This window comes from Granulicella pectinivorans, from assembly GCF_900114625.1.
GTDB lineage: Bacteria > Acidobacteriota > Terriglobia > Terriglobales > Acidobacteriaceae > Edaphobacter > Edaphobacter pectinivorans.
In genome coordinates this window covers 827,856-846,986 of sequence record NZ_FOZL01000001.1, presented here as the reverse complement: position 1 = coordinate 846,986, position 19,131 = coordinate 827,856, and the positions used below count along the sequence as shown (strand labels likewise).

Genomic DNA, 19,131 nt, shown 5'->3' with positions numbered 1-19,131 from the left:
CTTCGCCGGATGCAGTCGAAGGAACCCGAAGACGTCGGGCTTCGCCACAAAAACTCACACCGCTCCATCGGATGAGTGGAAGCGGGGGCTCCTCTTACGACGATGTTCCACGTGGAACATCGTGAAACGAAGCCGGATCCTCCAAAAACGTCTCCGTACCCCATCATCCGCGTCGTTGGAGGAGAAATCGCAGTGTTCCACGTGGAACACCCCTTTTTCACCCAATCTTCGCTTTTCTGAAACCTGAAATCGCACAGAATCGCCCTACAAGCCACCGATTTTTATTTCCGGCATCCCACTACCCTGAAAACCGTCCTGGAGGCAGTTTTAAACCCCGAAATCAGCTCCGCTGACCCTATTCCTGTTCCCTGATCCCTACTCCCTGCCGTTATCATCCAATCAGACATGAAGCCGCGCATCGCCATCCCCATCCCCACCCTGACCGACCTCGAATACAACCAGCGCTCCTGGCCCGCCTATGCCGAGGCCGTCCGTCAGGCCGGCGGTGAGCCCGTCGAAGTGCCCCTCACCTCCACCGGCCTCCCAGCCCTCATGCACTCCTGCCACGCCATTCTCCTCCCTGGCAGCCCCGCCGACGTCGGACCCAACCACTACGGACACGTCCGCATCCCTGAGTGCAACGACCCCGATCCCGCCCGCGAGACCGTCGATACCCTCCTCCTCGAAGACGCCCACCAACACAAGAAGCCCATCTTCACCATCTGCTTTGGCACCCAGATCCTCAACGTCTACCGCGGCGGAACCCTCGTGCAGCACCTCGCTCCGATGCCCGTGAACCACGGCGCCGGGAAGTCGGTCGCGGTCGCCCACACCATCTCCGTCGCGCCGGACTCCCTCCTTGGTCAAATCACGCAAGCCGCCGACCCCGCCGAAGCCCCACTCACCCAGGACTTCCTCCGTCTCCCCGTCAACTCCAGCCACCACCAGGCCATCGGAGTCCCGGGAGAGGGCCTCGCCGTCTCCGCGCGCTGCCCGGAAGATGCGGTCATCGAAGCGGTAGAAGGCACGGACCCCGGCCACTACGTCCTGGCGGTCCAGTGGCATCCCGAGCGCAGCACCGATATCAGCGCCACCTCCAGAGCCCTCTTCACCCGCTTCCTCGAAGCCGCCAAAGACTGGCAGGCCGCACGATAACGTTCCACGTGGAACACCCCCCACCCATCCCGGTGCCCCACAACCTGCCCTGAGCATGCCGAACGGGTCTCGCTTCTGAGATGCGGGCTCTTCCAAGCCAAATGAGACACCCGCCGGGAAAGCTATCCAAACCGCATCTCCGAGCATGTTCCACGTGGAACACCCCACACATTTACCATCAATCCATGCCCTCCCTCACCACGCAGGAAATCGCCAAACTCCTCACCCCCTTCCTCCCTGCCCCCCCGGAAGGCCTCCCCGAAAAGCTCGCGCTGTACCTCGAACTCCTCCTCAAATGGAACGCCCGCACCAACCTCACCGCCATCCGAACCCCGGCCGAGATCGTCACCCGCCACTTCGGAGAGAGCCTCTTCACCGCGCAGATTCTCCCCCCCACCCAGACCCTCCTCGACTACGGCACCGGAGCCGGCTTCCCAGGACTCCCCATCGCCCTCCTCCGTCCCGACATCAAGGTCACCCTCGCCGAATCCCAGAACAAAAAGGTCTCCTTCCTCCGCGAAGCCGTCCGTACCCTCAACATCCCAGTGGAGATCTGGGCCAAACGTGTGGAAGACATGCCCCCAGCGCAGCGCTACGACACCGTAACCCTCCGTGCCGTAGACGCCATGGTCCCCGCGATCCAGGGTGCTGAACCCCGGGCAAAGAACGATCTGGTCATCCTCACCAGCCAATCCGGAGCCAAAGAGATTCCCACCCTGCCCAGCTTCGCCCCAGCCCAAACTACCCCCATGCCCCAATCGGAAGACCGCATCATCGTAACCTTCAAGCGAACCGGCAGCGAACAGCCAACAGCCGGTAGCCAATAGCCAGATCAAGAAAACATCGCCGCTCGCCGCCGCACGACAGCTCCAGCCAAAAGCTCAATCTAGAAAATGTTCCCAGGGAACACCCATCTTCCACCGCTTTCCCAAACTTCCCACAGCATTTCCTACGGATGATCCCAGTTGCCTACTCCACGACCCCTGACCCCTGAGGTACCCTCAAGAGACCGCTCATGAGCACGCCAAACCCAGCCCCAAAAACCGGAAAAGTCATCGCCATCGTCAACCAGAAGGGCGGAGTCGGCAAGACCACCACGGCCATCAACCTCGCCGCGGCCTTCGCCCTCGAAGGACTCGATACCCTCCTCATCGACTGCGACCCCCAGGCCAACACGACCGGAGGTCTCGGTTTCGCACGCGATACCCCCGGCGACGAGCCCCGCATCTCGGTCTACGACCTCCTCCTCGGCTACGCCACCGCCGAAGAGGCCATCCTCCCCACCGAGATCCCGACCCTCTCGCTCGTGCCCGGTTCGAAGAACCTCATCGGGGCCAACATCGAGCTCGTCACCCAGGAGCGTCGCGAGTTCCGCCTCCGCGAAGCCCTCGACCCCATCCGCGCCAAATACCCCTTCATCTTTCTCGACTGCCCCCCGGCCCTCGATCTCCTCACCCTCAACGCCCTCGTCGCATCCGACGGCCTCCTCGTCCCCATGCAGGCCGAGTACTTCGCCCTCGAAGGGATCTCCGAGCTCATCGGAACCCTCGACCGCGTCGCCGAAGCCTTCAACCCCGGCCTCGCCCTCGAAGGCGTCGTCCTCACCATGTACGACGACCGCACCAACCTCTCCCAGCAGGTCACCGAAAACCTCAAGGGCTTCTTCGGCGATAAGCTCCTCGCCAGCACCATCCCGCGCAACATCCGTCTCGCCGAAGCCCCCAGCCACGGCAAGCCGGTCATGCTCTACGACCCCCGCTCCCGCGGCGCCGACGCCTACCAGGCCCTCGCCGTCGAACTCCTGGTCCGTAACAATGTAGTAACCCCCAAGGCCCTCGAGCGAGCGAAGCAGCCCATCCGCGAAGAAAAGCCCGTCCGCTTCTGGCCCTACACAAAATAACCATCCGCGTGGCCACGTTATCCATCCATTTGTCCACGTTCTAACCATCAAAAACACCACGAAAGTCACCGACATGGCCCCTACACCCGACCCCAAACGCCGCGCCCTAGGCAAAGGCCTCGAAACCCTCCTCCCCCAGCGCCCCGCGACCCCGCCACCCTCGCCCGTCGCCGCGCCTATCGTTCAAAGCGGACAACCCCTTGAGATTCAGGTAGATAAGATCGACCGCAACCCCTTCCAGACGCGTACCCGCTTCGACGAAGCCCAGTTGAACGATCTCGCCAACTCCATCAAGGCCAGCGGCGTCGTGCAGCCCATCGTCGTCCGCAAGCTATTGAATTCAGACCGCTTCCAGCTCATCACCGGAGAGCGCCGCCTCCTCGCGAGCAAGAAAGCCGGCAAGACTCACATCCCCTCCATCGTCCGCGAGGTCTCCGACGAGCAGGCGATGGAGATGACCATCGTCGAAAATCTCCAGCGAGCCGACCTCAACCCCATGGAGCAAGCCCGGGCTTATCAACGACTTGCGCACGATTTCAAGATGACGCAGGAGCAGATGGCCACACGCACCGGCAAGGAACGCGCCTCGGTCGCCAACTTCCTGCGCCTTCTCAAGCTCCCCGAAGTCGTTCAAAACAAAGTAGAAAACGGCGAACTCTCGTTCGGCCACGCCCGCACCCTCCTCGCCCTCGATTCGCCCGAATCCATCGCCGCCGCCGCCCAAAAAGTCCAGGCCCTTTCCATGTCCGTCCGCCAGACCGAGACCTACGTCCACGGTCTGATGAACCCGGAAACCAAACAAAATAAGCCGGTTGCACCCACCGAACAGATCGATCCCAACGTCAAGGAGGCCCAGCAGACCCTCCAGCGCAGCCTCGGTTTGAAGGTAAAAATCGAAGACAAGAAGGGCAAGGGCCGCGTCATCATTGAGTATTCCGGCATCGAGGACTTCGACGCCATCCTCGAGGCGCTGGGAAGTCGCAAATCATGAACTACTTACGAGCCTCTGCCCTCGAATTCCGTCTGCGCTACCTCACCCACCTCCTCATCTTCGGATTAGGCTTCTGGGCCCCCTGGGACCGCCTTCTCCCGCGCGGTAACTCCTTTGTCGTCAACGCGTCAGCCTGGCCTGCGCTCGCCTCGCTCCCCTGGCGTGCCGGGTGGTTCAGCTTCCCCGTCTCTACGGAACTCGTTCTCGTCCTTGGAATTCTCTGTGCCGCCCTCGCAGCGTTCCTCCGCACATGGGGCAGCGCCTACCTCGGCTCCGGCGTGGTCAAAGACGGCGCCATGCACGCCGGCATCGTAGCCGACGGCCCCTTCCGCTTCGTCCGTAACCCGCTGTATTTAGGCACGTTCCTCCACGCGGTCGCGCTCGCTCTCCTCATGCCCCCCACGGGTGCCATCTTCGCCGTGCTCCTCACAGCCCTCGTACAGGCCCGCCTCATCGCCGGTGAGGAGTATTTCCTCTCCAGCACCATCGGCGCCTCCTACACCGCCTACAAGGCCGCCGTGCCCCGTATTCTGCCAGCCCTTACCCCACGCATTCCAGCATTTGGAGAGCGTCCGCGCTGGGGCCAGGCCATCCTGGGCGAAATCTATATGATCGGCTTCGCCCTCAGCCTTGCGGTCTTCGGCTGGCGCTATGACCGTATCCTGTTGATTAAATGCGTCTTGATCTCGCTGGGTCTCTCTCTGATCGCCCGCGCTGCCATCCCACCGGCCCCGCAAAAACAGGAGCCTGCCGCAAACCCTGGCGCATAGCGCGGAGTTCACGGCAGGCTCGTCTGCGTTCGATCGAATCCAAGAACTACTTCTTGGGGGGAGCGATCGTGTCCTTGGCAACCTTGGCGACGCGGAACTTAACCACGGTCTTCGCCTTGATCTTGATGGTCTCGCCGGTCTGGGGATTGCGACCGAGGCGTGCCTTGCGCTCTGCCTTCACGAGCTTGCCGATACCGGGGATGGTGAACTCGCCGTTCTTCTTGGTCTCCTTGACGGCCGTCTCAGCGAGCAGTTCGAGGAAGCCCGAGGTCTGCTTGTTGGTGAGTTCCATCTTCTCTGCCAGTGCGCGCACGAGTGCGGTCTTGGTCATTCCCTTTGCCATGTGTGTTGCTCCTTGATACAGAATGTGCTGCCGCTTGCGCGACAGATTACGGGTCGCCACCGCTCACGGCAGGATCGAAATCCCCAGTGTTTATGCGGGTGCGGAGAACCGTACCGCCATTCACCTTCGGCCTTTCAAAACTCTTTGTCAACCGTGTTTCCCAGATTTCCACCGTTTTCTTTGGGTTTTCCCTGTTTTTTATGACAATTCGCACCAAAAGGGGCAATAAACCCGCCAAAAACGGTCAATTCGTGACGTGGTCGCCGACCGCTCGCGGAGCGACCCCGCCCTGCCAGACAGCTTCTAAAACATCGGTTTGCGGGTCTTCACGATCAACGGAGCGTTCAGGATTTCGACCATCGGCGACGCAATCTTGAAGCGATCGACCACCTGCTTCAAAAGACCGCTCGCAAGAGCTGTTTCCACTGGAAGCGTGGCAGAGATTCCCCATTGCCGGTTGAGGATCAGCTCCAGAGCCTCGGGCGACGCATCATGAAATCCCTTCGGCGGCCGCGTCAGCCGGGCGCCCTCAAACTCCGGAAAGGCCGTGCGCAGCTTCTTCGAGGCCAGCAGCTTGCTCATCTCGGCATGATGCTCCATCAGGTGCCGTCGAATCGCCAGAAGCTGCAGGCGGTCCGGCATGTACGAACCAGCCGCGATGATCACTCCCTTGGGACCGACACTGAGGTAGAAGCCCGCGCCCGAGGTTTTCTCAAGCCCATCCCGCGACCACCATGCAGCCACATGCGTCTTATACGGAGCCTTGTTGGCCGAGAACCGAATATCCCGGTAGATGCGCAGTGCAGCCTTTTGCGGTGGGCGAATATGTTCGGGAGCGAACTTGAGGAACGCCTCGTTGATCTCGCCGATCAGCGCCGCCATCGGGGCCTTCAGCTCACGCTCGAAGATCTCCTTGCGCGGTGTAAACCACTCGCGTTCGTTGTGCTTGGTCAGGTCCCGCAGGAACTTCAGGCCGGCTTCGGTGAAGTGAGTTGCCATACCTCCATCGTACCGCTGTGGGATTCTAGAAGGGATGCATCTCGACCAGGACACGATCGTCGCTATCGCCACACCGCCCGGACGTGGCGGAATTGGCGTCGTTCGCCTCTCGGGGCCCCTTGCCGGTAGCGCCGTGCGGACCGTGCTGTCGATAGAGGGTGGTCTAAAGCCTCGTGTCGCACACTTCACACGCATCCACGAGCCCACGACCGGTCAACTCGTCGATGAAGCTGTGGTGACCTACTTCCCTGCGCCCAACTCCTATACCGGAGAGGATGTCCTCGAGATCGCCGCGCACGGCTCGCCCGTGGTCCTGCACTTCCTCATGGAGCAGGCTCTGGCGGCTGGCGCAAGGCTCGCACGAGCTGGTGAGTTTACCGAACGAGCCTTCCTCAGTGGACGCCTTGACCTCACGCAGGCCGAAGCCGTCCGCGATCTCATCGAGGCAAGCACGCTGCATCAAGCGAGACTCGCGGCCGAACAACTGGGTGGGGCGCTCTCACGCCGGATCGCCCCCACGAAGGACGCGCTCGTCAAGCTCATCGCCACGCTGGAAGCGGGGATCGATTTTGCCGAAGACGACATCGACGTGATGCCCGCAAGCGCAATTCTAGAGGCGATCGAAGCCATCGAGCCCGCACTCAAAGCACTCGCCGACTCCTTTCACTATGGACGTATCCTGCACGCAGGTCTTACGCTGGCCATCGTCGGAGAGCCCAATGCGGGCAAGTCGTCCCTCTTCAATCGCCTGCTCGATCGCAACCGCGCTATCGTGACCGCTAAGGCCGGAACCACACGCGACCTCATCTCCGAGAAGCTCTCGATCGACGGAATTCCCGTGGAGCTGATCGACACCGCCGGCCTTCGCATCGCCGTCGACGAAGCCGAATCCCTGGGCATCGCAAAGAGCCGCGAGACGCTGGCGACGGCGGACCTGGTCCTGCTCGTCACTGACGCCTCCCGCGCCCTCACCGAAGAGGAGCACGCAATCCTGCGCAGCCTGCACGAACGCCCGTATCTTCTCGTTCGCAACAAGTGCGACCTTGGCTCCATCGCTGCCGAAAACGGCCTCCTCACCTCTGCTCTGACCGGGGAAGGCCTCGAAGCCCTGCGGACCGCCATCGCGAGCATCCTGCAGAGAGGCGCGACAGCGGAGTCCGGTCTGCTGACCAATCTGCGCCAGCACGAAGCCGTGATGCGGGCGCTGGCCGGCCTTGGAGCCGCGCGCTTGGCCGTGGAAGGCCATGTGCCCCACGAGATGCTTCTCCTCGACCTCTACGGGAGCCTCCGTGGCCTCGATGAACTTACCGGTGCGACGACCGCGGACGACGTCCTCAACCTCATCTTCTCCACCTTCTGCATCGGCAAATAAGGAAGACGATGGAAAGCGCCACGCCCACACTGGCCGATCTTCTTGCCGAGGATCTGGACGTGCTCTTCTGCGGGATCAATCCCGCACTCAGCGCAGCCCGCTCCGGGCATCACTTCTCGAACGCAAGCAACCGGTTCTGGCGCGTCCTCCATCAGGCTGGATTCACGCCACACCTCATCCGGCCCGAAGACGACCGGACGATCCTTCATTACGGGCATGGTCTCACCGCAGCCGTGGGACGCCCCACGGTGAAGGCTTCCCAGGTAGCGCGTGGAGAGTTCCAGGCGTCCGCAGATGCTCTGCGAGAGAAGGTCCGTCGCTTTCGGCCCCGATACCTCGTGTTCCTGGGCAAGCCGGCCTTCTCTGCTCTCTTCCAGCAAAAAAACGTTTCATGGGGCCGCCAGGACATCCGATTCGAAGGTGCGGAGATCTGGGTGCTTCCCAACCCAAGCGGACTGAACCGGTCTTTTACGCTGGAGGCGCTGGTCACGGCCTACCGTGAGCTCCACACAGCCCTCCGTGAATCTTCCATCGAAAACCGCAGGCGTGAGAGGATTTAGCTATGAGTGAATTTATTCCCAAAGCAGGCACGATCAAGATTGGCGGACTGAGCCGGAAGGCGGCGAAGCTGGCTTCTCTCAAGGAGAAGGCCGCGCATGCCAATAGCGGCGCGAAGCCGGCCCCTGGCGCATCCATGTCCGCCTTCAAGGCGAAGGACTCCTTCGCCGCCACCAAGAAGACCAACTTCCAGCGCAAGGCGACGTAGTCCCACGACAAAGCGCGCATCGATAGGTCCGGGCCTCAGGCTCGGACCTATCGGCGTTTGCGCCGTACACCCTAAAACGTAGGCACGCCCTCTTCGACCACCAACTGGTCGACGGCGATGTTCAGCGCATGGCCCAGGCGCCCGAAGTCTTCCTTCCAGTCGCGGGGCCAGAAGCTCGAGTCGGCTCTTCGCAAGATGTCGTTCCAGATATTCTGCGCCTGCCAGAGATTAACCTCGAGCGGCATCGTCTTCAGAGCGTCGGCCAGCGACAGCGCCTTGTGCAGCGCCACCTTGGTATGGTTCTCGCCCGCGACGGCCGCTTCGAGCGCCACCATCGCGCGCTTCATGCGCTGGCTGGCTGTGAAGTTCAGCGTAGGCAGTTCAAGCTTCACCTGGTCGGTCAGCGCACGTGCGAACAGGCTCGCAACCTCGACTGCGTCGAACTCCTGCGCCTCCAGCGCGCGGCGCAGGCTGGCGTTGATGGCAAAGCTCGCGGCCAGTGCCAGCGCCGGCGGCGGCGAAACCCCAGACTCGGTCAGGAAGTGCAGAAGCGACGAGTGGTCTTCGTAGATCGTCCGCAGCGAATCCTCCATCTCCGACAACGTCTGGTCGAGAATCGTTCGCAGGATGCGATGCTGCTCGTCGGCGAACAGCGAAGTCAGCGAGTAGGCCGTGCCCCCAAAGTGACGATCGATCAGCCGAATAATCTCCGGCAGATTGGCCTTGCGGATGGCCGCGCGAATCTCCTCCGTAAACGTGACGAATGCCGGTGTGACACCCTCCACCTCAATGTCGCGGCGCTTGACCGCGGCGGAAAGATTCTGGTCCCCCAGATGCAGCACGGCGAAGCAGATGTCCTCCGTCTCCTCCGTCACGCGGGAACGAACACTGGCGCGGCCGATCGCTACCTTGCCTCGGCCCGAGGTGAAGGACTCCTGCTCATCGCGGTGGACGTCGTAGCAGAAGATCTCGCCGTCGTCCGGATAGCTGCGGAAGATGGAGGAGATGGCATAGTGCGCACCGACCTGCTCCAGGCCGATCTTCATGCCGTTCACATACTTCCTATAGATCTGCGCGCCGTCGCCCTCTTCCGGTACATTGCTCCTGGCCTCAGCCAGATAGGAGAGAAATTTTTCCTCCAGCGCCTCGCCTTCCTTGCCAAACAGCTTGGCCGCAAGCTGCAGCACGCGCCCCGCATAGGCGATGATCTGGATCGTTTCAATGCCCGAGATATCGTCGAAGAACCAGCCGCAGCTCGTATACATCAATTGCGTGTGACGTTCTAGCTCCAGCAGCTCCCAGACCTGCACACGCTCATCCGCAGTGAGATCGCGCGTCCCGAAGCGAAGCAGCAGCCGCTCCATCGACGAAGGCCCACGGTCGAGCACCACATCGATATAGGCGTCACGCGCGGCCCAGAGGTCGGTGAGGAAGGGCTTGGCAAAGGCCTCGGCCAACGGTGCGGTGGCGTCCCGTAGGAAGTCCAGCCCGGCCCGCAGCGGTCCGCGCCAGCGTTGGTTGAAGCCCGGCTTGCCGCCGTTGCAGCCGCAGTCGGAGCGCCAGCGTTCCACGCCATGCGCGCAGGACCAGCTTGTGTCCTCGGCGACCTCCGCCTCCCACTTGGGCGGAAACAGCTCCAGGAACTCGCCGTAGTTGGTCAGCTTCGCATGTCCCTGTTCTTCAATCCAGTGCATCGCGTACGAAAGCGCCATCTCGCCATGCTTATGGTGGTGCCCGTAGCTCTCGCCATCGGTTGCGACGTGAGAGAGCTGTGCGACCTCCGGATCGGAAGGAGAATCAGGATGAAATCCTTCCAGCAGCCGTCGCGCAAACGTCTCGCCGGAGTTCAGCAGCCCCTCGAACGCGATGGCGCGCGAACCCGGGCCATCGTAAAAGTAGACCGCGATGCTCCGTCCCTCGTTCAAAGGCACACGATAGGCATGCGTCGGATCCACCGAGGCGTTGGGGGTGCCGATCCAATCGTTCTCCGTCTTCGGCGACACCTCCATGTCGACGGCCCCAACCGGTGCCGCGCCAATCCGGCGCACCCGCGCGCACTGATTGGGCGCAAGAATCGTGAACTTGATCCCCTCTTTGGCCATCAGGTCGAGCACAGCTTTATTGACGGCCGTCTCAGCCAGCCACATCCCCTCCGGCTTGCGATGGAACCGCGAGACGAAGTCCGCGATGCCCCAACGGATCTGCGTGATCGCGTCCCGCTCGTTCGCCAGCGGCATAATGATGTGGTTGTAAACCTGCGCCATCGCCGATCCGTGCCCGCGATACCGGCGCATGCTGGCCTTGTCCGCATCCAGGATCATCCGGTAAGCGCGCGGTGCCTTATCGTGCAGCCAGCTCAGCAGCGTGGGGCCGAAGTTGAAGCTCATCCGCGAGTAGTTATTGACGATGCGGATGATCTCGTTCTCGAGGTTGACGATGCGCGATGCGCCGTTGGGCGCATAGCACTCTGCCGTAATCCTGTCGTTCCAGTCGTGATACGGCGCCGCGGAGTCCTGCACCTCCACCGTCTCCAGCCACGGATTCTCCCGCGGCGGCTGGTAAAAGTGCCCGTGAACGCACACGTAGCGAGGATGGGCCTCGTGGTCATGAGGAGCAATCGCCACCGGCGCGGACGCCTTCTTCTTGGCCTTCGTGTCGAATCCGTAGAGAGTGAGGGGGTTTCTTGGCATAGGGACTTCTATTGTATCGGCGCAACTCCTCTACTCCGCCATCGGCTTCCCCTGCGCCAGGTCGCATGCCCTCCACAGATACCAGCTCGCCACCGAGCGCCAGGGCTGCCAGCGCCTCGCCCGCTTCTCCATCTCGGCAGGTGTTGGCAGGTCCCCGGGCGTCACCTTATCGGTTGGCTTCAGCTTCTGGAAGGTCAGCGCAAACCCTTTGCGTATCCCATAGTCGTTTGTTGGCAGTACATCCGGACGACCCAGCCGGAAGATCAGCATCATCTGCACGGTCCACACGCCGATCCCCCTCACCTGCGTCAAATGCTCGACAATCGCGTCATCCGACATGCGCCGGATCTTCGCCAGCGTAGGTACCGTGCCGTCGATCGTCTTCGCCGCGAGGTCCCGAAGCGCCAGCGTCTTGTTTGCCGAGAGCCCCGCCGCGCGTAGCTGTGCCGTAGGACAGTCAAGAATGTGTTCGGGTGAGAAATGAACGCCGAGACCCGCAATCGGGTGAAAGCTCCCCAACAGCCGCCCGTGGATCGTCGCCGCTGCCTTGCCATGAAGCTGCTGGTAAACGATCGACTCGACCAGCGACTCGAACGGGGAAAGAGTCGAAGACACCTTCATGGTGAAAAGCCCTGCCCGGGCGATCAGCCGGCCCAGCTTCGGGTCGGCCTTGGCGAGGTGCGCAAGGGCAGCGTCGGAGTTATAGCGTGGTGATCGAGGAGCGGCTTGGGTGTGGGGCATGGCAGGCTCGCGTTGGTCATCACCACGCTACCGCAGATCTATGGCAAACGCGAATAAAAGACGAAATCTTCGTGAGGCACCGCCCGACTGCTGCATATGTCTATTCAAAAACGTGCGTCCCATCCAACGGTAAAGTTCGAACATCGAACGGTTAGAAATAGGTCCTAAACGGTCGCATATTGAAAATGAGACCAAAGTATAGAACCCAAGATATAGTGGTCAATTTCGTACAGACGGATTTCGAGCCACGACAGAATGGGGTGCTATTTTTTCTTGCCGCCGATTATCGAATTGAGGGATCAAACTTTTACGTTCCGGGTTGCCTGAGTGGGTTTTCAAATCATTTCAGACTGCTATACTCGGAACTTCTAAGGCTAGTTTTCCACCGGTGACCTGGGTCACGCAGCGGGTTCCGGAGGCGAGCTTAGTCTGAACGGGCGGGGCAAAAGCCTGTTGTAAGTTCTCGAAGTTAGGAACGGTCCATGCACGTCCGGATCGGCAATGTTGACGGCAGTTAGAAGCACTTCGAAATCTACTCAGTAGACGCAGAGGAAGCAGGAACGCACTCATGGCGCAAGTTTTTGACCGCAGTTCGAACGCGCTGGCCCGGATGAGCCTTGTATTGACGGGCTTGATCGTCATCGCGCTCGGAGTTGCCCTGGACCAGCTGCAGCGGTCGCCGTGGGTGACCAAGCAGGGCCAGAGGCCCGATCAGCCGGTACCGTTCAGCCACAAGCACCACGTCGAGGGGCTAGGCCTACAGTGCCAGTACTGCCACACGTCGGTGGAGAAGTCGAGCTACGCCGGTATCCCTCCGACCAAGACCTGTATGAACTGCCACTCGCAGATCTGGACCAACGCCACGCTGCTTGAGCCGGTTCGTCAGAGCTGGGCGACGGGCGAGTCCGTGCAGTGGATCCGTGTTCACGATCTCCCGGACTTCGTTTATTTCAACCACGAGATCCACGTCAACAAAGGCATTGGATGCGCCAGTTGTCACGGTCGCGTCGACGAGATGCCGTTGATGTATCAGCAGAACACGTTGCAGATGGAGTGGTGCCTCAACTGCCACCGCAATCCTGCTGTCAATCTGCGTCCCACCAGCGAGATCTACAACATGGCATGGGCTGGTCCCACCGGTGAGAAGCCGGTCTGGTGTACCTCCACCGGGAAGTCGGGTGCAACCGCGCAGAGCGTCAATTGCGTCACCACCAAACCCACCGATGGCCCAATTCAGGTCGCCATGCTGCAGGCCGGTACCGAAATTCAGCCGCATCCGCAGACGGGTGAGGGCAAGACCATCAGCGACGGTCCTCCGGCTGGTTCCATCTCCGTGGCTCCCAGCTACACGGAGTTCCATAGCCAGCAGGATCTTGGCAAGTATCTGACGACTATGTACCACATCCGCACGCCGAACGAGCTCTCCAGCTGCGAGGTGTGCCACCGATGAACAGGAACCTGATGAACAACAACGAACAGGTCGAAGTGGTGGATTCCCTCCCCGCAGTGGCCGTACCGGAAGCACCCGCGATGGTCTCCGGGATTGCACCGGCAAAGCTCACGCTTGCCCAGGTGCAGGCAAAGCTGGATGGCAAGACCGGTAAGCGCTTCTGGAAGAATCTGGATGAGCTGGCCGAGACGCCGGCGTTCCATGAACTGATGCAGGAAGAGTTTCCGCGTCAGTCCATGGGCTCCTCGTCGGAGTGGGTCGATGCCGTCAGCCGCCGTGGCTTCCTCAAGGTCATGGGCGCATCGATGGCGATGGCCGGCCTGGCCGGTTGCACCAAGCAGCCTGATGAGCCGATCTTCGCCTATGTGAAGCAGCCCGAGGATCTCGTTCTCGGTAAGCCGATGTTCTTCGCAACGGCCTTCCCCTTCCCCACCGGTGCGATTCCGGTCCTCGTCAAGACCGATGCGTTCCGCCCCATCAAGATCGAGGGCAACCCTGAGCATCCGATGTCGAAGGGCAAGTCCGACGCCTTCGCGCAGGGCACGCTGCTTGACCTGTACGATCCCGATCGCTCGCAGCACCCCGTTTATCGCGGACAGGTTTCAAGCTTCGGCAAGTTCCAGCAGGAGTTCTCCGGAGCCGCCAAGGCCACCAAGGGTGGAGCCGGCGTCTACTTTCTTTCGGAGACCATTACGTCGCCCACGCTGGCCGCGCAGTGGAAGCAGGTCCAGTCCGCTTATCCGCAGGCGAAGCTCGTTCAGTGGGATCCGGTCAACTCCGATTCCAGCCGCGTCGCTTCGAAGGCTGCTTTTGGCAGCTACACCGACGCGCAGTACAAGCTTGAAGAGGCTGACGTTATCCTCTCGCTCGATGCAGACTTCCTCGGCGGCATCGGTCACCCCGGATTCCTGCCTCTGGCAGCCGGTTACGCAGAGCGCCATAAGTACGAAGAGTCCAAGGAGCTGAACCGGCTGTATGTGGTCGAGAGCACACCGACCGTCACCGGATTCAAGGCTGAGCACAGGCTTGCGCTCAAGCCCAGCCTGATCGCGGCTTTTGCGGCTGGTTTGGCCAGCGGCGCGGCTCCTGCCGGCCTCGATGCCGATCAGCAGAAGTTCTTCGCGATCCTCTCCAAGGATCTGAAGTCCGCTGCGGGCAAGGCAGTCGTTATCCCTGGCGAGCAGGCATCCCCCGCCGTCCACGCTGCGGCTTATGCCTTGAACGCCTCAATCGGTGCCATCGGCAAGACGGTCGTCTATACCGAGACGGTCAACCCGCTTCCGAGCGAGCAGACCGCCGACCTGAAGTCTCTGGTCGACGACATGAACTCCGGCAAGGTGCAGTGGCTGGTGATGCTCGGCGTCAACCCCATCTACACCGCGCCCGCCGACCTGAAGTTCGCTGAAGCCTTCGAGAAGGTTCCGGTCACGGTTCACCTTGGTTCGCACGCCGACGAGACGGGCTCGATCTCGATCTGGCACCTGAACAAGGCGCACTATCTCGAGAGCTGGTCGGATGCTCGCGCGTATGACGGCACCATCTCGATCATCCAGCCGATGATCAAGCCGCTCTACGACGGAGTCTCTGCCCACGATGTCTTCCAGGCCCTGCTCGACCCGAGCAAGTCCGGTTACGATGTGGTCGTCGAGAATGCCAAGACGTACATCAAGGGTGACTTCGCTGCCGGCTGGCGCAAGGCGTTGCACGACGGATGGGTAGAGGGCACTGCCTTCTCGCCCAAGGGTGGTTCGCCCAGCTCCTCCGTGCCTGCTGTCCCTGCCTCCAGCGATGCCATCGAAGTGGCCTTCCGCGCCGATCCGTCCATCTATGACGGGCGCTTCGCAAACGTCGGCTGGCTCCAGGAGCTGCCCAAACAGGTCACAAACCTGAGCTGGGACAACGCCGCACTCATGAGCTTGCGCACGATGCTCGCGCTCAAGGTGGAAGAAGGGGACGTCATCGAGATCACGAAGGGCGGAGAGAAGGTCATTGCTCCCGTTCTCGCCTCGCCCGGTCATCCCGATGGCGCCATCACGGTTCACCTGGGCTTTGGCCGTACGGTCGAAGCGGGCCGCGTCGCCGCAACGGTCGGCTTCAACGCCTACAAGCTGCGCTCCAGCGACTCCCTTGCCTTCGCCTCGGACGCCGCGATCAAGAAGGGCTCCGGCTCGTACGATCTCTGCGTCACCAAGGTGCACAACATTGAGCACCGCGGAGCCTTCGCGCAGCACGATCTCGAGAAGCCGCTCTCGGACAAGGCCGGCGTGTACTCGCTCGCGGGACACGAAGCTGAGGAGCGTGGCATCATCCGCTACGCTACGGTCGCCGAGGCCAAGGCCAAGCCGGACTACGCTCACGAAGGCGCAAGTGGCGCCCTGGTGAACAAGGTCGGCTACATGCCGAACGGCGAAGAGCCTGGGAAAGAAGATACCTTCTTCCCCGAAGCGTGGAGCTACAAGAAGACCGACGGCTCGACCAGGAAGATTCAGAACGCCTGGGGCATGTCGATCGATCTGAATAGCTGCGTCGGTTGCAACGCCTGCATCGTCGCCTGCTACGCGGAGAACAACATTCCGGTCGTTGGACGCGAGCAGGTGAAGGTGGGCCGCAATATGCAGTGGCTCCGCATCGACACCTATTTTGAGGGCGATCTCAACGCGCCGCGCGCACACTTCCAGCCAATGGCCTGCCAGCACTGCGAAAACGCAGGTTGCGAACAGGTCTGCCCAGTCGGTGCCACGGTCCACACGCCCGAGGGCATCAACACGATGGTCTACAACCGTTGTGTGGGTACGCGCTACTGCTCCAATAACTGCCCGTATAAGGTGCGTCGCTTCAACTTCCTGCTTTACTCCGACTACGACACGGAGAGCTTGAAGTTCATGCGCAACCCCGATGTTACCGTTCGTTCGCGTGGCGTCATGGAAAAGTGCAGCTACTGCGTGCAGCGTATCGAAGCAGCGAAGATCGAAGCGGACAAGGAAAACCGCGAGATCCGCGACGGCGATATCGTTACGGCCTGCCAGCAGAGCTGCCCGACCAACGCGATTATCTTCGGCAACATCAATGACCCCGCCAGCAAGGTTGCCAAGTTGAAGGCTGCCGAGCGCGAATACGGTGTGCTTGCCGACCTGAACTACCGCCCGCGCACCACCTACACGGCTGGCGTCATCAACCCGAATCCGGAGCTGGCATAAATGGCGACCAAAGGACCAATCAACCCGGTCGTTGACCCGATGATCGACCCGCGTACCGGTGAGTACGCGGTCATCGCCCCGGGCCACAACTTCAAGTCGGTCACGCAGAAGATCGGCGGGATCGTACTGACGGGCAATACACCGCTGGCCTGGTTCTTCGGGCTCATCGTTGCGGCCGCGATCGCCCAGGGCGTGCTCGTCGGCATCACCTGGCTGGTGCTCAAGGGCATCGGTATCTGGGGTGTCACGATTCCCGGAGCCTGGGGATTCGCGATCATCAACTTCGTCTGGTGGATCGGTATCGGCCACGCCGGCACGCTGATCTCCGCCATCCTCCTGCTCTTCAAGCAGACATGGCGTAACTCGATCAATCGATTCGCCGAAGCCATGACCATCTTCGCCGTGGTCTGCGCGGGTATGTTCCCGCTCATCCACGTCGGTCGCCCGTGGGTCAGCTACTGGCTCTTCCCGTATCCGAACACAATGAATGTGTGGCCGCAGTTCCGGTCGCCGCTCTGCTGGGACGTCTTTGCCGTTTCGACCTACGCGACGATCTCCATCGTGTTCTGGTACATCGGCATGATCCCTGACTTCGGAACACTCCGCGACCGGGCTACCCTGCCTTTTGCGAAGACGATGTATGGCATCTTGTCGCTCGGATGGCGCGGTTCCACCCGTCACTGGATTCGGTACGAGACGGCTTCGCTTCTTCTCGCCGGTCTCTCCACGCCGCTCGTGCTGTCGGTGCACACCGTCATCAGCTTCGACTTCGCGGTCGCGGCCCTGGCCGGATGGCATACCACGATCTTCCCGCCCTACTTTGTCGCGGGTGCTATCTACTCCGGATTCGCCATGGTGCTCACGCTGGCCATTCCGATCCGCAAGTTCTACCACCTTGAAGACCTGGTCACCCTGCGGCACCTCGACAACATGGCGAAGGTCATGCTCGGCACCGGCCTGATCGTCGCCTACGGATACGGCATGGAAGTCTTCATGGCGTGGTTCTCGGCCTCGCACTGGGAGTTCTTCATGATGTGGAACCGTATGTTTGGCCCCATGGGCTGGGCGTACTGGATGCTGATCCTGACCAACATCGCGATCCCGCTGACCACGCTCTGGTCCCGCAAGCTTCGTGTCAATGTCGGTTACCTGTTCGTGCTCTCCTTCATCGTCAACATCGGTATGTGGTTCGAGCGCTTCGTCATCGTCGTCACCAGCCTCTACCGCGATTACCTGCCGTCGAGCTGGGGTACCTACCGCGCGACGAAGTGGGACTACATGATCTTTATCGGAACCTGGGGTCTGTTCACCTTCTTGTTCCTCTTGTTTGCGCGCTTCCTCCCCATGATCCCGATGTCCGAGATCAAGATGATGCTTCCGCAGACGAAGGTTACCCGTGGCGGTCACAATGCCGAGACCGTTGTTGAGGAGGCCGTCTAATGCCCATTCGCGAAGGTATCTACGGATTGCTCGCCGAATTCAATACTCCGTCGGAGCTGGTTTACGCGACCGAACAGGCGCGCAAGGCAGGCTTCCGCCGCATGGAGTGCTACACGCCCTACCCGGTTGAGGAAGCGGCAGAGGCTCTCGATTTCCATAAGACGCGCGTTCCCCTGGTCTGCCTGCTTGGCGGCATCATGGGTGTCACCACCGCATTCCTCATGGAGACCTGGATCTCGGTCTATGGCTATCCGCTGAACATCGCGGGACGCCCCTTGTTCTCATGGCCGGCGTTCATCATCCCCGCCTACGAGTGGACGATTCTGTTCGCAGGCCTCTCGGCGGCGTTCGGCATGATCGCTCTGAACGGCATGCCGCAGCTCTACCACCCCGTCTTCAACGCGCCCAACTTCCGCAACGGCGCAACCACGGACAAGTTCTTCCTGTGTCTTGAAGCGGCTGACCCGAAGTTTTCGCTGACCGATACGCGCGCGCTGCTCGAAAGCTACGCACCGGTTTCGGTCGTGGAGGTGGATCATTAGGACCGAACGCATTACCCGCCATCTTCTGGCCGCGATCGCAGGCTCCGCGCTGTTGTTCAGCGTGGGCTGCCGCCAGGACATGCACGACCAGCCTAAGTTCGTCCCGCAGCGGGGCACATCGTTCTTTGCCGATGGCCGCTCGGCACGTCCTCAGGTCGAGAATACCGTCGCTCGCGGTCAGCTCCACGCAGATACCTACTTCTATACCGGCATGGTCGACGGCAAGGAAGGCAATGCGCTTCCCTTCCCGGTCACCACTGAGCTCATCGCACGCGGCCAGGAGCGGTACAACGTGTACTGCACGCCCTGCCACTCCCGTGTAGGCAACGGTGCCGGTATGATCGTGCAGCGCGGCTACCGTCCGGCCGGTAACTTTCACACCGCCCGCATGGAGGCTATGCCCCTCGGTCACTTCTTCGACGTCATGACCAACGGCTACGGCGCCATGCCCGACTACTCGGCGCAGTTGACTCCCGCGGACCGCTGGGCAGTCGTCGCCTACATCAAGGCACTGCAGCTGAGCCAGAACGCCAAGCCCAGCGATGTCGCTGTTGGCGCGAAGGTCGAGCCGCTTGGCAAGATCTCCACCGATGAGGGTTTCCCGGAGGGATTCGCGGAAGATTGGGGTCTCCCCTCGACGGCCGTCTACGGCACACCGAATAATCAGGACAACGGAATCCCCGGACAGGGAGCTAGTACCACATCCGCCACTCCGAAGCCGGCCACCAGGCCCGCACCGGCTGCAGCCCCCGCGGTTGCCGCACAGCAGTAACGG

Annotated in this window: 17 protein-coding genes; 13 read left to right on the top strand and 4 right to left on the bottom strand. The window is 61.4% G+C overall.

The features are described 5' to 3' along the window. The first annotated feature begins 405 nt into the window (after nucleotides 1-405). From BM400_RS03320 to BM400_RS03300, 5 genes are all read left to right on the top strand, one after another. Nucleotides 406-1,155 (top strand): gamma-glutamyl-gamma-aminobutyrate hydrolase family protein, encoded by a 750-nt coding sequence (locus BM400_RS03320; RefSeq protein ID WP_089836608.1) that lies wholly within the window; start codon nucleotides 406-408, stop codon nucleotides 1,153-1,155. A gap of 185 nt (nucleotides 1,156-1,340) precedes the next feature. Then, a complete protein-coding gene (gene rsmG / locus BM400_RS03315) occupies nucleotides 1,341-1,982 on the top strand; it encodes a 16S rRNA (guanine(527)-N(7))-methyltransferase RsmG (RefSeq protein WP_089836606.1) in 642 nt (213 codons plus the stop codon). 188 nt (nucleotides 1,983-2,170) lie between these two features. Then, a complete protein-coding gene (locus BM400_RS03310) occupies nucleotides 2,171-3,055 on the top strand; it encodes a ParA family protein (protein WP_089836604.1) in 885 nt (294 codons plus the stop codon). A 73-nt stretch (nucleotides 3,056-3,128) separates the two neighbouring features. After that, nucleotides 3,129-4,046 (top strand): ParB/RepB/Spo0J family partition protein, encoded by a 918-nt coding sequence (locus BM400_RS03305; RefSeq protein WP_089836602.1) that lies wholly within the window; start codon nucleotides 3,129-3,131, stop codon nucleotides 4,044-4,046. After that, on the top strand, nucleotides 4,043-4,816 hold the full coding sequence (locus BM400_RS03300; RefSeq protein WP_089836600.1) for a methyltransferase family protein: 774 nt from the start codon (nucleotides 4,043-4,045) through the stop codon (nucleotides 4,814-4,816). Before BM400_RS03305 ends, BM400_RS03300 begins: the two co-directional genes overlap by 4 nt. A gap of 46 nt (nucleotides 4,817-4,862) precedes the next feature. Here the strand turns inward: BM400_RS03300 and BM400_RS03295 are convergent, their stop codons facing one another. Beyond that, complete coding sequence (locus tag BM400_RS03295) at nucleotides 4,863-5,159, bottom strand: HU family DNA-binding protein (RefSeq protein ID WP_089836598.1); 297 nt, start codon at nucleotides 5,157-5,159, stop codon at nucleotides 4,863-4,865. Between the two features lie 303 nt (nucleotides 5,160-5,462). Further along, complete coding sequence (locus BM400_RS03290; RefSeq protein ID WP_089836596.1) at nucleotides 5,463-6,158, bottom strand: DUF2461 domain-containing protein; 696 nt, start codon at nucleotides 6,156-6,158, stop codon at nucleotides 5,463-5,465. Nucleotides 6,159-6,192: 34 nt separating this feature from the next. On the opposite strand from BM400_RS03290, the gene mnmE reads away from it, so the two are divergent. The 3 genes from mnmE to BM400_RS03275 are packed head-to-tail and all read left to right on the top strand — an operon-like array spanning nucleotide 6,193 to nucleotide 8,296. Further along, nucleotides 6,193-7,530 carry a tRNA uridine-5-carboxymethylaminomethyl(34) synthesis GTPase MnmE gene (gene mnmE / locus BM400_RS03285; RefSeq protein ID WP_089836594.1) on the top strand — a complete coding sequence of 446 codons (1,338 nt, stop codon included), beginning with the start codon at nucleotides 6,193-6,195 and terminating at the stop codon, nucleotides 7,528-7,530. A gap of 8 nt (nucleotides 7,531-7,538) precedes the next feature. Next, nucleotides 7,539-8,090 (top strand): G/U mismatch-specific DNA glycosylase, encoded by a 552-nt coding sequence (gene mug / locus BM400_RS03280; RefSeq protein ID WP_089836593.1) that lies wholly within the window; start codon nucleotides 7,539-7,541, stop codon nucleotides 8,088-8,090. A 2-nt stretch (nucleotides 8,091-8,092) separates the two neighbouring features. Beyond that, nucleotides 8,093-8,296 (top strand): hypothetical protein, encoded by a 204-nt coding sequence (locus BM400_RS03275; RefSeq protein WP_089836591.1) that lies wholly within the window; start codon nucleotides 8,093-8,095, stop codon nucleotides 8,294-8,296. 71 nt (nucleotides 8,297-8,367) lie between these two features. Here the strand turns inward: BM400_RS03275 and BM400_RS03270 are convergent, their stop codons facing one another. Both BM400_RS03270 and BM400_RS03265 read right to left on the bottom strand, forming a co-directional pair. After that, on the bottom strand, nucleotides 8,368-10,986 hold the full coding sequence (locus BM400_RS03270) for a DUF3536 domain-containing protein (protein WP_089836589.1): 2,619 nt from the start codon (nucleotides 10,984-10,986) through the stop codon (nucleotides 8,368-8,370). A gap of 30 nt (nucleotides 10,987-11,016) precedes the next feature. Continuing rightward, nucleotides 11,017-11,727 (bottom strand): DNA-3-methyladenine glycosylase family protein, encoded by a 711-nt coding sequence (locus BM400_RS03265; protein WP_089836587.1) that lies wholly within the window; start codon nucleotides 11,725-11,727, stop codon nucleotides 11,017-11,019. A gap of 568 nt (nucleotides 11,728-12,295) precedes the next feature. Between BM400_RS03265 and BM400_RS03260 the strand changes: the two genes are divergently transcribed. The 5 genes from BM400_RS03260 (at nucleotide 12,296) to BM400_RS03240 (ending at nucleotide 19,128) form a co-directional block, all read left to right on the top strand. Beyond that, complete coding sequence (locus BM400_RS03260) at nucleotides 12,296-13,177, top strand: cytochrome c3 family protein (protein WP_089836585.1); 882 nt, start codon at nucleotides 12,296-12,298, stop codon at nucleotides 13,175-13,177. Continuing rightward, complete coding sequence (locus tag BM400_RS03255; protein WP_089836583.1) at nucleotides 13,174-16,374, top strand: TAT-variant-translocated molybdopterin oxidoreductase; 3,201 nt, start codon at nucleotides 13,174-13,176, stop codon at nucleotides 16,372-16,374. The genes BM400_RS03260 and BM400_RS03255 overlap by 4 nt, the downstream gene beginning before the upstream one ends. Further along, complete coding sequence (gene nrfD / locus BM400_RS03250) at nucleotides 16,375-17,814, top strand: NrfD/PsrC family molybdoenzyme membrane anchor subunit (RefSeq protein ID WP_089836581.1); 1,440 nt, start codon at nucleotides 16,375-16,377, stop codon at nucleotides 17,812-17,814. Further along, the gene (locus tag BM400_RS03245; protein ID WP_089836579.1) at nucleotides 17,814-18,356 is read left to right on the top strand and encodes a DUF3341 domain-containing protein; all 543 of its coding nucleotides are present in this window, start codon (nucleotides 17,814-17,816) and stop codon (nucleotides 18,354-18,356) included. Before nrfD ends, BM400_RS03245 begins: the two co-directional genes overlap by 1 nt. Nucleotides 18,357-18,435: 79 nt before the next feature. Then, a complete protein-coding gene (locus BM400_RS03240; RefSeq protein WP_089841432.1) occupies nucleotides 18,436-19,128 on the top strand; it encodes a c-type cytochrome in 693 nt (230 codons plus the stop codon). The last annotated feature ends 3 nt before the right edge of the window (nucleotides 19,129-19,131 follow it).

Excerpts from the sequence above, each read along its gene's own strand:
- BM400_RS03320 (WP_089836608.1), top strand. The coding sequence starts at position 406 with ATGAAGCCGCGCATCGCCATCCCCATCCCCACCCTGACCGACCTCGAA.
- rsmG (WP_089836606.1), top strand. The coding sequence starts at position 1,341 with ATGCCCTCCCTCACCACGCAGGAAATCGCCAAACTCCTCACCCCCTTC.
- BM400_RS03310 (WP_089836604.1), top strand. The coding sequence starts at position 2,171 with ATGAGCACGCCAAACCCAGCCCCAAAAACCGGAAAAGTCATCGCCATC.
- BM400_RS03305 (WP_089836602.1), top strand. The coding sequence starts at position 3,129 with ATGGCCCCTACACCCGACCCCAAACGCCGCGCCCTAGGCAAAGGCCTC.
- BM400_RS03300 (WP_089836600.1), top strand. The coding sequence starts at position 4,043 with ATGAACTACTTACGAGCCTCTGCCCTCGAATTCCGTCTGCGCTACCTC.
- BM400_RS03295 (WP_089836598.1), bottom strand. The coding sequence starts at position 5,159 with ATGGCAAAGGGAATGACCAAGACCGCACTCGTGCGCGCACTGGCAGAG.
- BM400_RS03290 (WP_089836596.1), bottom strand. The coding sequence starts at position 6,158 with ATGGCAACTCACTTCACCGAAGCCGGCCTGAAGTTCCTGCGGGACCTG.
- mnmE (WP_089836594.1), top strand. The coding sequence starts at position 6,193 with ATGCATCTCGACCAGGACACGATCGTCGCTATCGCCACACCGCCCGGA.
- mug (WP_089836593.1), top strand. The coding sequence starts at position 7,539 with ATGGAAAGCGCCACGCCCACACTGGCCGATCTTCTTGCCGAGGATCTG.
- BM400_RS03275 (WP_089836591.1), top strand. The coding sequence starts at position 8,093 with ATGAGTGAATTTATTCCCAAAGCAGGCACGATCAAGATTGGCGGACTG.
- BM400_RS03270 (WP_089836589.1), bottom strand. The coding sequence starts at position 10,986 with ATGCCAAGAAACCCCCTCACTCTCTACGGATTCGACACGAAGGCCAAG.
- BM400_RS03265 (WP_089836587.1), bottom strand. The coding sequence starts at position 11,727 with ATGCCCCACACCCAAGCCGCTCCTCGATCACCACGCTATAACTCCGAC.
- BM400_RS03260 (WP_089836585.1), top strand. The coding sequence starts at position 12,296 with ATGGCGCAAGTTTTTGACCGCAGTTCGAACGCGCTGGCCCGGATGAGC.
- BM400_RS03255 (WP_089836583.1), top strand. The coding sequence starts at position 13,174 with ATGAACAGGAACCTGATGAACAACAACGAACAGGTCGAAGTGGTGGAT.
- nrfD (WP_089836581.1), top strand. The coding sequence starts at position 16,375 with ATGGCGACCAAAGGACCAATCAACCCGGTCGTTGACCCGATGATCGAC.
- BM400_RS03245 (WP_089836579.1), top strand. The coding sequence starts at position 17,814 with ATGCCCATTCGCGAAGGTATCTACGGATTGCTCGCCGAATTCAATACT.
- BM400_RS03240 (WP_089841432.1), top strand. The coding sequence starts at position 18,436 with ATGCACGACCAGCCTAAGTTCGTCCCGCAGCGGGGCACATCGTTCTTT.